At 72.3% G+C, this 12633-nt stretch carries 12 protein-coding genes; 7 read left to right on the forward strand and 5 right to left on the reverse strand.

From position 1 onward, the window contains the following. Both OG746_RS32945 and OG746_RS32950 read right to left on the reverse strand, forming a co-directional pair. Window positions 1-1362 carry a M20 family metallopeptidase gene (locus OG746_RS32945; RefSeq protein ID WP_266721343.1) on the reverse strand — a complete coding sequence of 454 codons (1362 nt, stop codon included), beginning with the start codon at window positions 1360-1362 and terminating at the stop codon, window positions 1-3. Next, a complete protein-coding gene (locus OG746_RS32950; RefSeq protein ID WP_266721345.1) occupies window positions 1359-2774 on the reverse strand; it encodes an MFS transporter in 1416 nt (471 codons plus the stop codon). The genes OG746_RS32945 and OG746_RS32950 overlap by 4 nt, the downstream gene beginning before the upstream one ends. Window positions 2775-3018: 244 nt before the next feature. Here OG746_RS32950 and OG746_RS32955 point away from each other — a divergent pair, with 244 nt between their 5' ends. The 3 genes from OG746_RS32955 (at window position 3019) to OG746_RS32965 (ending at window position 6071) form a co-directional block, all read left to right on the forward strand. Then, window positions 3019-3822, forward strand: coding sequence for a FadR/GntR family transcriptional regulator (locus tag OG746_RS32955; protein ID WP_266721347.1), 804 nt, complete (start codon window positions 3019-3021; stop codon window positions 3820-3822). Between the two features lie 138 nt (window positions 3823-3960). Then, the gene (locus tag OG746_RS32960; protein WP_266721349.1) at window positions 3961-5343 is read left to right on the forward strand and encodes a pyridoxal phosphate-dependent decarboxylase family protein; all 1383 of its coding nucleotides are present in this window, start codon (window positions 3961-3963) and stop codon (window positions 5341-5343) included. A 95-nt stretch (window positions 5344-5438) separates the two neighbouring features. Continuing rightward, window positions 5439-6071, forward strand: a complete 633-nt coding sequence (locus OG746_RS32965; protein ID WP_266721351.1) for a TetR/AcrR family transcriptional regulator — start codon at window positions 5439-5441, stop codon at window positions 6069-6071. Window position 6072: 1 nt separating this feature from the next. Here the strand turns inward: OG746_RS32965 and OG746_RS32970 are convergent, their stop codons facing one another. Continuing rightward, a complete protein-coding gene (locus OG746_RS32970) occupies window positions 6073-6534 on the reverse strand; it encodes a MaoC family dehydratase (protein WP_266721353.1) in 462 nt (153 codons plus the stop codon). A 176-nt stretch (window positions 6535-6710) separates the two neighbouring features. Here OG746_RS32970 and soxR point away from each other — a divergent pair, with 176 nt between their 5' ends. Then, a complete protein-coding gene (soxR, locus tag OG746_RS32975) occupies window positions 6711-7187 on the forward strand; it encodes a redox-sensitive transcriptional activator SoxR (RefSeq protein ID WP_266721355.1) in 477 nt (158 codons plus the stop codon). On the opposite strand, the gene OG746_RS32980 is transcribed toward soxR, so the two are convergent. Next, window positions 7135-8475, reverse strand: coding sequence for a uracil-xanthine permease family protein (locus tag OG746_RS32980; protein WP_323179712.1), 1341 nt, complete (start codon window positions 8473-8475; stop codon window positions 7135-7137). The two genes, soxR and OG746_RS32980, sit on opposite strands and share 53 nt — an antisense overlap. Continuing rightward, window positions 8460-9587, reverse strand: a complete 1128-nt coding sequence (locus OG746_RS32985; RefSeq protein ID WP_266721356.1) for an aryl-sulfate sulfotransferase — start codon at window positions 9585-9587, stop codon at window positions 8460-8462. The genes OG746_RS32980 and OG746_RS32985 overlap by 16 nt, the downstream gene beginning before the upstream one ends. 146 nt (window positions 9588-9733) lie before the next feature. Here OG746_RS32985 and OG746_RS32990 point away from each other — a divergent pair, with 146 nt between their 5' ends. The 3 genes from OG746_RS32990 to OG746_RS33000 all read left to right on the forward strand — a co-directional run bounded on the left by OG746_RS32990 (window position 9734) and on the right by OG746_RS33000 (window position 12615). Beyond that, the gene (locus tag OG746_RS32990; RefSeq protein ID WP_266721358.1) at window positions 9734-10246 is read left to right on the forward strand and encodes a helix-turn-helix domain-containing protein; all 513 of its coding nucleotides are present in this window, start codon (window positions 9734-9736) and stop codon (window positions 10244-10246) included. 89 nt (window positions 10247-10335) lie between these two features. Beyond that, entirely contained in the window at window positions 10336-10848 is a 513-nt protein-coding gene (locus OG746_RS32995; RefSeq protein WP_266721360.1) for a hypothetical protein, read from the forward strand. A gap of 90 nt (window positions 10849-10938) precedes the next feature. Beyond that, a complete protein-coding gene (locus tag OG746_RS33000; protein ID WP_266721362.1) occupies window positions 10939-12615 on the forward strand; it encodes an immunity 49 family protein in 1677 nt (558 codons plus the stop codon). Window positions 12616-12633 lie beyond the last annotated feature (18 nt).

Genomic DNA, 12633 nt, shown 5'->3' on the forward strand with positions numbered 1-12633 from the left:
TCAGGAAGACGCCGGAGCGGACAGCAGTTTCGGGACGTCCAGGGCGCCGCCCGCCTCCGCGAACTCCCTTTCCACCGCTGCCCGTAGGGATGCGTCCGCGAGATGGTCCGCGGCCGTGCGGGCCAGTGCCGCCGCGCCGTCGAGGACCGCCCGGTCGGCCTCCGCGCCCCGCGCGCACGCCGCGAAGTCGGCGGTGTGCAGGGCCGTTCCGGCCGGGGCGACGGACAGCATGGGATGGATGGCCGGGATGCGGACGCTGACGTTGCCCAGGTCCGTGGAGCCGCGGGCGGAGTCCGGCGCGGCGCTGCCGGGCAGCACCGTGCGGCCCCGGCTCGTCAGGTGCTGGGCGAAACGCGCCGCGAGGACGTCGTTGTGCCGGACGGGGACACAGGGCGGGCAGTCGTCCCAGCGGGTGGTGACGGTCGTGCCGGTCATCGCCGCGGCGCCCTCGAAGATCCGCTGGACCCGGTCGGAGAGCTCCGCAAGCGACTCCACAGTGGCGGCCCGCAGATAGAAATGGGCCGCCGCGCGCTCGGGCACGACGTTGGGGCGCGAGCCGCCGTCGGTGATCACGCCGTGCACCCGGTCGTCCGGGAGGATGTGCTGACGCAGCGCGGCGACCCCCTGGTAGGCGGCGACCACCGCGTCCAGGGCGTTGCGGCCCATGAACGGTGCGGCGGAGGCGTGGGCGGCGAGCCCCGTGTACTCGACGACCACCTCGCGAAGGCCGAGGAAGGGCGCGTCGGAGAGGTCGGGCCCCGACGAGGGGTGGATCATCACGGCGGCGTCGATCCCGTCGAACGCCCCGGCGCGGGCGAGGAGTTCCTTGCCGGTGCCGTTCTCCTCGGCGGGCGTGCCGAGCAGCACAGCCGTGCCGCCGGTCCGCTCCAGGACGGGGACCAGCGCGAGGAAGGCGCCGACGGCCGCGGCGCAGATGATGTGGTGACCGCAGCCGTGACCGATGCCGGGCAGCGCGTCGTACTCGGCCAGCACCGCCACGGTCGGCCCGCTGCCCGAACCGGCTGAAGCCCGCAGGGCCGTGGGCAGTCCGTGCACCCCGACCTGTGCCGTGACGCCGTGGGCTCGCAGCAGATCGGCGACGCGGGCCACGGCGCGATGCTCCTCGAAGCCCGGCTCGGGGTCCGCGTGCAGGGCGTGGCCGAGGCCGAGCAACTCCGCGCCGAGGTCCTCGACTTCGGCGTCGATCCGGGCGTACACCTCGGGGCCCGCCCCCTCGTACGGGGAGGACCAGGCGGGCGCCGAGGCGGCGGCGTCGGCCGCTCGCCGGGCGATCCGCTCGAGATGGGCGCGCCCGGAGTCACTCGCGGCGGGAGCGGCGGGAGATGTGGTGGTGTCGGTCATCGGGCCTCCTGCGGCACGGTGTCGGCGACGGGCGGGGTGGACGGGGTGGAATCAGGTGCGACGGAATCAGGTGCGGCGGAATCCGATGCGGTCATCCGCCGGTGGAGGGCCACGCAGCCGATGCTGACCAGCGCCATCACGATGAACAGGACTGCCACAGGGGTCCAGGAGGCGCCCGAGGAACCGGCCATCCACTGCGCCAGGGGCGGCACCGCGCCGCCGCCGATCAGGCCGGCGATCTGGTACCCGAGCGAGAGCCCCGTGTAGCGCACGCGCGGCGGGAACCACTCGGTGACCATCGTGCCGACGGTGGCGTACGCGATGGTGCTGGCGAGCATGCCGAGCCCCATGCCCGCCCACAGGCCCACGAGGGTGTGCGATCCGGCGAGCCAGAACATCGGGAACGCCACGACCAGATGGGCCGCCATCCCGACGAGCGTGACGCGCCGGACGCCGAACCGGTCGCCCAGCAGCGCGGTGAGCGGGGTGAAGACGATCACCACGACCGAGGCGAACATCCCCGCGGCCGACGTCTGCGCCTCCGTGAAGCCCAACTGGGACACGGCGTAGGCCGACATGAACGTGACGATCACGTAGAAGCCGCCGACGGTGACGAGGAAGGCTCCGGTGGCGAGCAGCCAGGTCCGCCACGAACTGCGCGCGACGTCGAGGACGGGCAGCTTGCCTGCGGCCCCGTCCGCCTCCCGCTCCTCGCGCAGCGCCTCCTTGATCTCCGGCGCCTCTTCCAGGCGGCTGCGGATGATCAGGCCGGTGACCACGAGCACGCTCGACAGCAGGAAGGGGATGCGCCAGGTCCAGGCGAGCAGCGCGTCGTGGCCCGGCAGCGAGGCGAGGGTGAAGACCCCGGTGGCGAGGAAGAAGCCGAGGCCGTCGCCGACTTGGGGGAAGGAGCCGTACAGCGCCTTGCGGTGCGGTGGTGCGTTCTCCACCGCGTAGAGGACCGCGCCACCCCATTCGCCGCCGACCGCGAGCGACTGCAGGACGCGGATGATCAGCAGCAGTACGGGGGCGAGCGCCCCGGCCACCGCGTAGCCGGGCAGCAGCCCGATCAGGAACGTGGACGCGCCCATCAGGAGCAGGGAGCCGATGAGGGCGTGCTTGCGCCCGTAGCGGTCGCCTATGTGCCCGAAGAGGAGCGCGCCGAGCGGCCGGCCGAGGGAGCCCACGGCGAGGGTGGCGAAGGAGCTGAGCACGCCGAGCGCGGGGCTCATCTCGGGGAAGAACAACTTGGGGAAGACCAGGGCGGCGGCGGTGCCGTAGATGGCGAAGTCGTACCACTCGACAGTGGTGCCGATCAGTGTGGCGGTGGCGATGCGCAACGGGCTGCGCCCGCCGTCGACTTCGGGCGGGGCGTCCGCGTCCGCGGTTGGTCGGGCTGGGGGAGTCGTCATGGACCGGGGCTCCTTCTGAGGGCAGGACGGCGGGCCCGCGGGGGGCGCGCGGGGCGGGGACGGCCGACCGGGGAACAGGGCCAAGGACTATGGATTCGATTGGACCCATAAAGTGGTACCGGGACGCTACGAGCGGCGGAGAAGCCCTGTCAATAGGGTCCGCACCGAATCCAATAAGGCTTTGGGGCGGGCGAGTTCGCGTCCGGAGGCCATCCGATGGCGACGAGGACGACCGGGAGGACGCGTGGTGAAGGCGGAAGCCGGGAGCGGGACCGACGGCGCGGGCGCGGGGGCGCGCCACCCCGATCCGCTGGAGCGGCCGGGGCAGCGCAGGCCCTCGCGCGACATGGTCACCGAGATCCTGCGCAAGCGCATCGCCCTGGGCGGCTTCGCGCCGGGCAGCAGGCTGCCGGCCGAGCGCGAGCTCGCCGCGTCGCTTGGCGTCGGGCGCAACACCGTCCGCCAGGCGGTGCGCAGGCTCGCCGAGGAGGGCCTCGTGGTCACCACGCTCGGCCGTTCCGGCGGGACACGGGTGCGCCCCGCCCCGGCGGTGGAGGGCGAACGGGCCGCCGTGGCCGCCGACTTCAGGGCCACCATCCGCGACTACATGGAGTACCGGACGGCGGTCGAACCGTTCGCGGCCGCGCTCGCGGCGCGGCGCGGCTCCACCGCCGACCGGCGGGCCCTGGTGCGGATGCTCGACGAGGAGGTCGCCGACCTCGCCGCCTATCACCAGGTCGACTCGCGCTTCCACCTGGCGGTCGCCGCCGCGGCCGGCAACGAGGTCCTCGGCGAGGCGGTGGAACGGGCCCGCGCCGAGATGTTCGTCCGCGGCAACGCGCTCTGGTTGGACTGCGACTGGACCCTCGTCTACCCGCCGGACCGGGACCTCTCGCGGGTGTTCTGCGAGGAGCACCGGGCCATCGCGCTCGCCGTCCTGGCCGGTGACGCGGAGACCGCGGAGGCCCGGATGCGCGAGCACCTGGAGGACTCCGGCCGGCAATTCCTCGCGCTGCTCGACCACTTCGAGGCGAACGGCGGGAGCTGACGGCCCCCCGAGGGGGGCGAACTCGTTGACCAGCGACGCGGGTTGTGGTTAGCCTCCGAAATGGGTCCGGCCGAGTCCAAATAGCGAACCGTGCCCACCGGGAACCCCCGGCACCCGCGTCCCTGGAGGTACGGCACCTTGCACAGCCATGACGAAGCCCTCGCCCGCACGGTCCTCGACCACGTCGAGCAGCGGCTGCGCCTCGACCCGGCGCCGCTCGGCAGGCTCGGTGACGCGGCCGAACTCGAAGCCGCCCTCAAGGGCGCCCTGGGCGACGGACCGACCGCCCCGGACGACGTGCTGCGGCTGTTCACCGACCACATAGAACCGACCGTCGTCTCCTGCGACAGCCCGGGCTTCCTCTCGTTCATCCCCGGCGCCCCGACCAAGGCCGCCGCCCTCTTCGACATGGTGCTGTCCGCCTCCTCGCTGCACGGCGTCTCCTGGCTGGAGGCGTCCGGCGCCGTCGCCGCCGAGAACCAGGTGCTGCGGCTGCTCGCCGATCTCGCGGGGATGCCGGGCGGGGCGGGCGGCTGCTTCGTCAGCGGTGGGTCCGCGGGCAACCTGTCCGGACTCCTGGTGGCCAGGGACACCGCCCGTACGGCCGAAGGGAGCCCCGTGGAGCGGCCCCGGATCGCGGTCAGCGACCAGGCCCATTCGTCGATCGGCAGCACGTTGCGGATCATGGGCGTCGAGGCGCTCGTGGTGCCCACCGACGACCACCGGCTGACCGGCGACGCGGTGCGCGCCGCGCTCGCGGCCGACGGCGACCCCGAGAGCGTGGTCGCCGTCGTCGGCACCGCCGGCACCACCAACGCCGGCATCATCGACGACCTCGCGGGCATCGCCGACGCGGCCCGCGACCACGGCCTGTGGTTCCACGTCGACGCGGCCTACGGCGGCGGCGCCCTGTTCTCGCCGCGGCTGCGCGAGCGGTTCGCCGGCATCGAGCACGCCGACTCCCTCGTCATCGACCCGCACAAGTGGCTGTTCACGCCGTTCGACTGCGGCGCGATCCTGTACCGCAACCCCGCCCTGGCCCGCGCCGTCCACACCCAGGACGCCTCCTACCTGGACTGCATCCACACCGACGCCCCGCAGGAATGGAACCCGAGCGACTACGCGTACCACCTCACGCGCCGCCCCCGCGGCCTCCCGCTCTGGTTCTCGCTCGCCGTGCACGGCACGGAGGCCTACCGGGAGGCCGTCGAGGCGGGTCGGCGGCTCGCCGAGGAGAGCGCCGAACTGATCCGCGCCACGGACGGCCTGGAACTGCTGCGCGAGCCCGAACTCTCGGTCGTGCTGCTGCGCCGCACCGGCTGGGGGCCCGCGGACTACGACGCCTGGTCGCGCCGGCTCCTCGAACGGCAGATCGCCTTCGTGGTGCCGACGGTGTGGGAGGGCGAGACGGTGGCCCGCTTCGCCTTCCTCCACCCGGACCTCGGCCTGGACACGGTGCGTACGATCCTGGCCGACATGGTGGGGGACATGACGGCGGACATGACGGCGGACGCCGGATGAATCGCGTCCCGTTCCCGGAAACCGGGCTCTAAGCGCTCGCTCACCCCGGAGGGTAGGGTGTGGCACCAGCCCCACGGGAGGATGTGAGTGCAGCGATGACGCAGGACGAGCGCGGTGCGGACGAGGCCATGGACGAGATGCCGTGGGCCGATGTCACACCCGACGCGGCCCGGCGGCTGCTCGTCGCGGCGGTGCAGGCGTTCGCCGAGCGCGGCTACCACGCGACCACGACCCGCGACATCGCGAGCCGCGCCGGTATGAGCCCGGCCGCGCTCTACATCCACTACAAGACCAAGGAAGAGCTGCTCCTCAGGATCAGCCGGATCGGCCACGACAAGGCCCTGGCGATCCTGCGCCGTGCGGTCGAGAGCGAGGGCACGGCCGCCGAGCGGCTCGCCGAGGCCGTCCGGACCTTCGTCCGCTGGCACGCGGGGCACCACATGACCGCGCGCGTCGTCCAGTACGAGCTGGACTCGCTGGGCGAGGAGAACCGGCCCGAGATCGTGGCGCTGCGCCGGCAGAGCGACGCCTCGGTGCGGGAGATCATCAACGACGGTGTGAAGGCCGGGGAGTTCGATGTCCCCGACGTGCCGGGCACGACCGTCGCGATCCTCTCCCTCTGCATCGACGTCGCCCGTTGGTTCAACGCGGAGGGCCCCCGCACGCCGGACGAGGTCGGCGCTCTCTACGCCGACCTCGTGCTGCGCATGGTGAGCGCCCAGAGGTAGCTCAGAGGTAGTAGCGGGACACCGACTCCGCGACGCACACCGGCTTGTCGCCGCCCTCACGCTCCACGCTGAACGCCACGGTGACCTGTACGCCGCCGGCCACGTCCGCCACATCCGTGACCTTCGCGGTGGCGCGCAGTCGCGAGCCCACCGGGACGGGGGCGGGGAAACGGACCTTGTTCGTCCCGTAGTTGACGCCCATCTTCATGCCCTCGACCGTCATCAGCTGCGGGCCGAAGAGGGGCAGCAGCGACAGGGTGAGGTAGCCGTGCGCGATGGTCGTCTTGAACGGACCCTCCTTCGCGCGCTCCGGGTCGACGTGGATCCACTGGTGGTCGCCCGTGGCCTCGGCGAACCGGTCGATGCGGCTCTGCTCGATCTCGACCCAGTCGCTGTACCCGAGCTGCTCGCCGACGGCGCCCTTCAGGTCGTCGACGTCCTTGAAAACGCGCGGCTCCGCCATGTTCAACAGCCTCCGTGTCGATATGCCTAAGCGCTTGCTCAGCGCCCTCCGCATGCTAACAATGCAGCCCGCTTTATCAAGCCCCTCTCCGGAACGAGAGGCAGCGGGGTCCGGGGCGGAGCCCCGCGGCCTCAGCCCCGGCGCGGGCCGAACGGAACACCCGTACCCTCAAGCTCGTGCCACAGATTCCGGAGAAGATCCACGAGCTCACCGTCGGCCAGGTGTCGGCGCGCAGCGGCGCCGCCGTCTCCGCGCTCCACTTCTACGAGTCCAAGGGCCTGATCACCAGCCGCCGCACCTCCGGCAACCAGCGCCGTTACTGCCGTGACACCCTGCGCCGCGTCGCCTTCATCCGGGCCGCCCAGCGCGTCGGCATCCCGCTCGCCACGATCCGCGACGCGCTCGCCGAACTCCCCGAGGAGCGCACCCCGAACCGGGACGACTGGGCGCGCCTCTCGGAGGTCTGGCGGTCCGAACTGGAGGAACGGATCAAGCAATTGGGGCGGCTGCGGGATCACCTGACCGACTGCATCGGCTGTGGCTGCCTGTCCCTGGAGACCTGTGTCCTGTCCAACCCGGACGACGTCTTCGGCGAGCGCCTCACGGGCTCCCGTCTGATGGGGGAGCGCCGGGAGCGTCCCGCGGAGGCGTGAGCCTCGGGCCGAGCGCCCGGAAGACCGCGCTGAGCACGACCGCCGCGATCGCCCCGGCCGCGACCCCGCTGCCGAACAGGGTGCGGGCCCACGTCGGCAGCTCCGCGTACATCTCCGGAGACACGATCGGCAGCATGCCGATCACGAGGGCGAGCGCGATGACGACGCTGTCGGTTCCGTGCGAGAGGTCCGTACGGGAGAGCATTCCGAAGCCCATGACCGCGATCACCGCGTAGATGACGAGGCCCGCGGCGCCGACCACCGGCTCCGGGATCGCCGCGAGCACACGGGTCAGCGGCGTGATCAGCCCGCACAGGATCAGCAGCACACCGGCCGCCGCCGTCACGAACCGGCTGCGTACGCGCGTGAGTTGGACGATGCCGATGTTCTCGGCGCTGGTCACCATCAGCGACGTACCGAAGAGCCCGGAGACGAGCGAGACGAGCGCGTCGGCGCGGGCGATGCGCGGCACGTCGCGGCCCGCGTCGGGGGTGCGGCCCACGGCCTCGCTGTTGAGGACCGTCTGCCCGGTGGCCTCGGCGAGCGAGGCGAGGGCGAAGACCAGGAGCGGGATGGCGGCGAGCAGGTCGAAGTGCGGGGCACCGTACGGGAAGGGGTCGGGCAGCGCGAAGGTGCCGCCGTGCGCCACCTCGAGGTCGGTGCCCATGAGCGCGGCGATCACCGTGCCGCAGACCAGGCCGAGCAGCACCGCCATCTGCCGCCACACACCCCGCAGCACGAGGAAGAACACCGCGATCACGCCGAGCGTCGCGAAGCCGAGGCCCGGACCGGAGGCGACCATGGGCGCGGTCACCTTGATCATGTTGATGCCGATGAGGACGACCGTCGTGCCCATCACCAGGGGCGGGAACAGCCGGACCAGACGTCCGTAGAAGGGGAGTACGCAGAGCAGGAACGCGGCCGCGACCAGGACGGAGCCCGAGGCCGTCGCCGGGCCGTACTCCTGCGCGATCTGCAGGAAGATCGCCACCGCGGCGCCGCCCGGCAGCATCAGGAACGGCAGCCGGGCGCCCACCCGCAGCGCCGCCACCCCGAGCGACTGGAGCAGCGCGCCCACGCCGCACAGCACGAGGGTCGCGCTGAGCAGCGAGGCCGTCTGCGTCGTCGACAGCTTCAGCGTCGTCGCGATGAGGATGACGGAGGAGACGGGCGCGGCCACGCCCGCAAGCACGTGCTGGCAGGCGAGGGGGACGAGGCGCTTGAGAGGCAGCCGCTCGTCGACCGGTGCGACCGGTGGTGCGGCGGTCGCGGTCACCGGTTCAGCCACGGCAGCTCGGCCGCGGAGTAACGGTAGGCGCGGAACACGGCGTTGGGCTCCGACGGGAACAGCTTGCGGACCTCTTCCTCGGAGTAGCCGCCGAAGAACGGGACGATGTACTCCCAGCACAGGTAGCCGTCGGCCGTGACCTCGAAGAGGCGGCCCGCGGGGGAGTCGGTGACCAGGGTGTTGCCGTTCGGGAGGCGCTGGGCGCTGCCCATGAACGGCGCGAAGAACGACTCGCGCGCCGGGTCGTGGTACTCCCACGCGATCTTGCCGCTGGAGCGCTCGATCTCGATGACGCGGCTGAACGGCACGTCCCAGTGCGGCCGGAAGACGCCGTTGTCGAAGACGAGGAAGTTGCCGTTCTCCAGCTCGGTCGGGCAGTGCTGCTGCGAGACGACGCCCGGCTCCGAACGCCAGATGATGTCGCCGGTGGCACGCTCGATGACGACGACGGCCGACACGGAGCGGAAGCTGGCGAGGATGTTCCCGTCGGCGAGCGGCAGCACGCTGTTGATGAGCGGGTAGTGCTCGCGGGCGTAGTCCGGGTGCAGCGGAAAGTCCTCGCGGCCGAGGCGCTCGGAGACCTTCCACTCCCAGGTCGTGTTCCCCTCGGCGTCGACCTCCACGATCGTGTCCGCCCAGATCGTGTCTCCGTCGGGGCCGCTCGCCTCGGAGCCGGGCACGCCACCGCGCACGGCGGCGGCCGCGTCACCGGTCAGGGCTTCGAGCGCCGTGTAGAGGATCCGGCCGTCGCCGTAGTGGTGGGCGTCGTGGTGCTGAAGCGGGTCGCGGTGCTCGCGCAGCACCGTGCCGTCCGGGGTGATCTCCTGCATGAGGCCGCCGCGGTACTTGTGCCACATGGGGAAGAGAGCGGGCTCGTCGGGCAGTACGCCGTTGTAGGCGAGGTTCCCGTTCGCGAGGATCCGCGCGTGCCGGCCGGGGCGGTTCGGCAGGTTCCACTGGTGGACGACCTCGCCGTGCAGGTCGATCAGGTACACCTCGCCGGTGCCGGTCAGCGGGGCGAAGAGCGTGTAACCCCGGTACGCGGCGTCCTCGTCGAGGGCGAGGAGTCCGGTGCCGCGGCGGCGGCGCTGGTTCTGGTCGACACGAGCCATGGAGGCACTCCATCCAGTGGTGACGTCAGTGGTTGTCGTCAGTACTTGTCATCGGTGGTTAACTTTTTTAAGTACTGGTTAAGTAGTTAACCACGGCGGTAGGGTGCCGGGGAACAGGGGCCGAAGCGAGAGGGCGTTACAAGTTCATGAACGTGGGACCGGGCATTCGACGCAGGCGCCGCGGCCTGGAGCTGACCCTCGCCGAGGTGGCCCGCCGCGCCGGGGTCTCCGTCCCGTTCCTCAGTCAGGTCGAGAACGGGCGCTCGCGCCCCAGCATGGGCTCGCTGCAGCGCATCGCCGACGCCCTCGACACCACCGCCGTCGAACTCCTCGCGTCCGCAGAGCCGCCCCGCCCGGTCGACGTGGTGCGCGCGGCGGAGAAGCCCGCGATGGCCGACGGCGCGCGCCCGCTCGTCCGGGGCGAACAGCGGCTGCACGCCCTGGAGTTCACCGGCGACCACGACTGGGACCGGGTCTTCCGGCACGCGGGGGACGAGGTCATGTACGTCGCCGACGGCTCGATCGAGACCGAGGTCGACGACACCCACTACGTCCTGGAGCGCGGCGACACGCTGTACTGCGCCGCCGGACTCGCCCACCGCTGGCGCCCGTTGGAGCCGGGGACGCGGGTCCTCATCGTCGGCGTCGCCGCACCGTAGTCCGCACGGGAGTCCGCAACACCCCTTGTCGGTGGCCGTGGTTGGCGCGACCATGCGTCGCACACGTCAGACGGGGGAGGCCGAACGGCATGGCAGTGGCGATCACTTCACTCAAGTACGAGTCCGCCCGCACGGGACCGCAATCACTGGTCTACGACAACGACGGCTACCACCTGGTGCGCTTCCCGTACGCGGCGGCCGAGGAGTCGTACGACCCGTGGACCATGCACGATCCGGCGGGCGGCGGCGGCTCGTCGAGGTACCCGGACGCCCGCTCGGGGCTGATATGGCCCAGCCACAACGGCTGGGGCACGCTGTCCGCCCTCGTCTTCTGGGACGCGGACACCCGCGCGTCCGAGTACCGCGCCCGCTTCGTGCGCGACCCGCTGCGCCTCTCCACCGGCTACGACTCCACCGCCACCACGGACATCTCGCCCACGGGCGGCGGCCAGTACCGCTCGTACACCTGGCAGATGTTCGTGCACCCCGGCACCCCGCTCGGCTTCAAGGTCTCGGCCCGCTCCGGGGACACCGCGCTGAAGGTGCCGATCACGCTGGCCGAGTTCAAGCTGGCGATCCAGACGGATGTGATCACGCCCTGACGCGGGCGGCGGCGAGGCCGAGGGGCGCGGTCGAGGGGTGTTTTCCCACTCGTCCGCCACGCGCGCCCCACGCCTCGTAGAGTCGCCACCGTGATTGAGAACGAGGCTCCGGATTCGCACCTGCCCATGCTCGCGACACCGCAGGCCGAGCGGCTCCGGTCGCTCGTCGCCGAGAGCGTGCGGGCGCGATTCGGGGCGGAAGCCGGGGCGGAAGCCGGGGCGGAAGCGGGCCTCGCCCTCGTCGGTGACGCGGTCGAGCGCGACGGTCACCTCTTCCCGCTGGCGAACCTGGCGCTGCGGTGCGCGGAGGCGCCCGAGGCCGACTGGCCCGCGCTCGTCGACGCCCACTTCGCGGCGCTTGCGGACGCCTCGCGGGGTGGCGAGGACGCCGAGGAACTGCTCGCGGGGACGTGTCTGCGGCTCGTGCCCGCGGACGCCGCCGGCCCGGCGGCGCCGGTGCACGCGCGCGAGGTCGCCGAAGGGCTGCGCCTCGCGCTCGCGCTCGACGGGCCGGACTCCGTACGCCTGTTGACCGAGGAGGACGTGGCGCGGGCCGGCGCCGACGCGCTGTGGGGCGCCGCGCAGCGCGCCCTGATCCGGGCGCCGATGCGGCACGAGGAGGTCCGGCTCGACGGGCACCCCGTCCTCTACTCCGTGTACGGCGACGCGCACTCCGTGGCGACCAAGGCCGTCGTGCTGCCCGAGGTCGTCGCGGAGGTCACCGGGCGCCGGATGCCGGACGCGGGCGCCCTCGTCGCCGTGCCCACCCGGCACCTGCTCGCCTTCCACCCGATCGTCGACGGGAGCGCGGCCGACGCCCTGAACGACCTTGCCACGTACGCCGTCCGGGCCCACGACGAAGGCCCGGGGCCGCTCTCGCCCCGCGTCTACTGGTGGCACGACGGGCGCCTCACCTCGCTCACCGACGTCGACGACGCGGCCCGCACCGTCGAACAGCGCCCGCCGCGCGAACTCGTCGACGTGATGCAGGCGCTGCGCGCGCTCGACCGGGCGGGCCGGCTCGCCTCCGACGGGCCGCCCGCGCCCGACGCCGAGCCGGAGTCCTTCGACGCCGCGCTCGTCCACGCCCTCGCGCACGCGGAGAGCGACCCCGACGCCGCCCGCGTCGAGACGTGGGACGCCTGGGTCGCGGCGCAGCAGCGCGGATGCGCCCTGTTCGCGCACGGAAAGGATGGTGAACCCCCGGTGGACGACGTGGAGTTGGAGGCAGGGGGAGCAGGGGGAGACCCCGCCCGCGCCTGGCTCGACGCCTTCTACCTCACCCTCGTCACCCGCGACCGCGAGCGCACCACACGCCTGTGCCAGGTGCCGCTCGAGACACTGCGCGGCAGCGCTCCGGTGGACGACTACGTGCCGCACTGGATCGACGTTCTCCAGAGCCACTGGCTGCGCCGCCCCGTCGACGACGTGGTGGACCGGCTCGTCACCACCATCAAGGCCTCGCACCCCGACACCGCGACGCTCGCGCCGAAGGACTTCCTCAACCTCGTCGACTACCAGCCCGTCGCGCTGTTCCACCGGCTGCTCACGCACGACCACGAGGCCTTCGGCGAGGCGCTCGCGGAATCCCTTGTGCAGCACGCCGGTTACTGGGGCGATTCGGGGGCGCCGCGCGCCCGCGTGGCGCTCGGCCCGCTCGCACTCGCGTGCCTCGCGTACGACATGGACTTCCCCGTCCGCACCGATCTGCCGTACCTACCGCGGTACTTGCTCAACCGGCAGCGCCTGGAAGGCGCGGCAAGCTAGGGCCTGTCGTTTGGATCA

This window comes from Streptomyces sp. NBC_01016, from assembly GCF_026341035.1.
Lineage (GTDB): Bacteria > Actinomycetota > Actinomycetes > Streptomycetales > Streptomycetaceae > Streptomyces.

What these genes read in the sequence shown, in the direction of transcription:
- OG746_RS32945 (WP_266721343.1), bottom strand. Translation starts at nt 1,362, where the DNA reads ATGACCGACACCACCACATCTCCCGCCGCTCCCGCCGCGAGTGACTCC.
- OG746_RS32950 (WP_266721345.1), bottom strand. Translation starts at nt 2,774, where the DNA reads ATGACGACTCCCCCAGCCCGACCAACCGCGGACGCGGACGCCCCGCCC.
- OG746_RS32965 (WP_266721351.1), top strand. Translation starts at nt 5,439, where the DNA reads ATGACGCAGGACGAGCGCGGTGCGGACGAGGCCATGGACGAGATGCCG.
- OG746_RS32995 (WP_266721360.1), top strand. Translation starts at nt 10,336, where the DNA reads ATGGCAGTGGCGATCACTTCACTCAAGTACGAGTCCGCCCGCACGGGA.
- OG746_RS32985 (WP_266721356.1), bottom strand. Translation starts at nt 9,587, where the DNA reads ATGGCTCGTGTCGACCAGAACCAGCGCCGCCGCCGCGGCACCGGACTC.
- OG746_RS32970 (WP_266721353.1), bottom strand. Translation starts at nt 6,534, where the DNA reads ATGGCGGAGCCGCGCGTTTTCAAGGACGTCGACGACCTGAAGGGCGCC.
- OG746_RS32990 (WP_266721358.1), top strand. Translation starts at nt 9,734, where the DNA reads ATGAACGTGGGACCGGGCATTCGACGCAGGCGCCGCGGCCTGGAGCTG.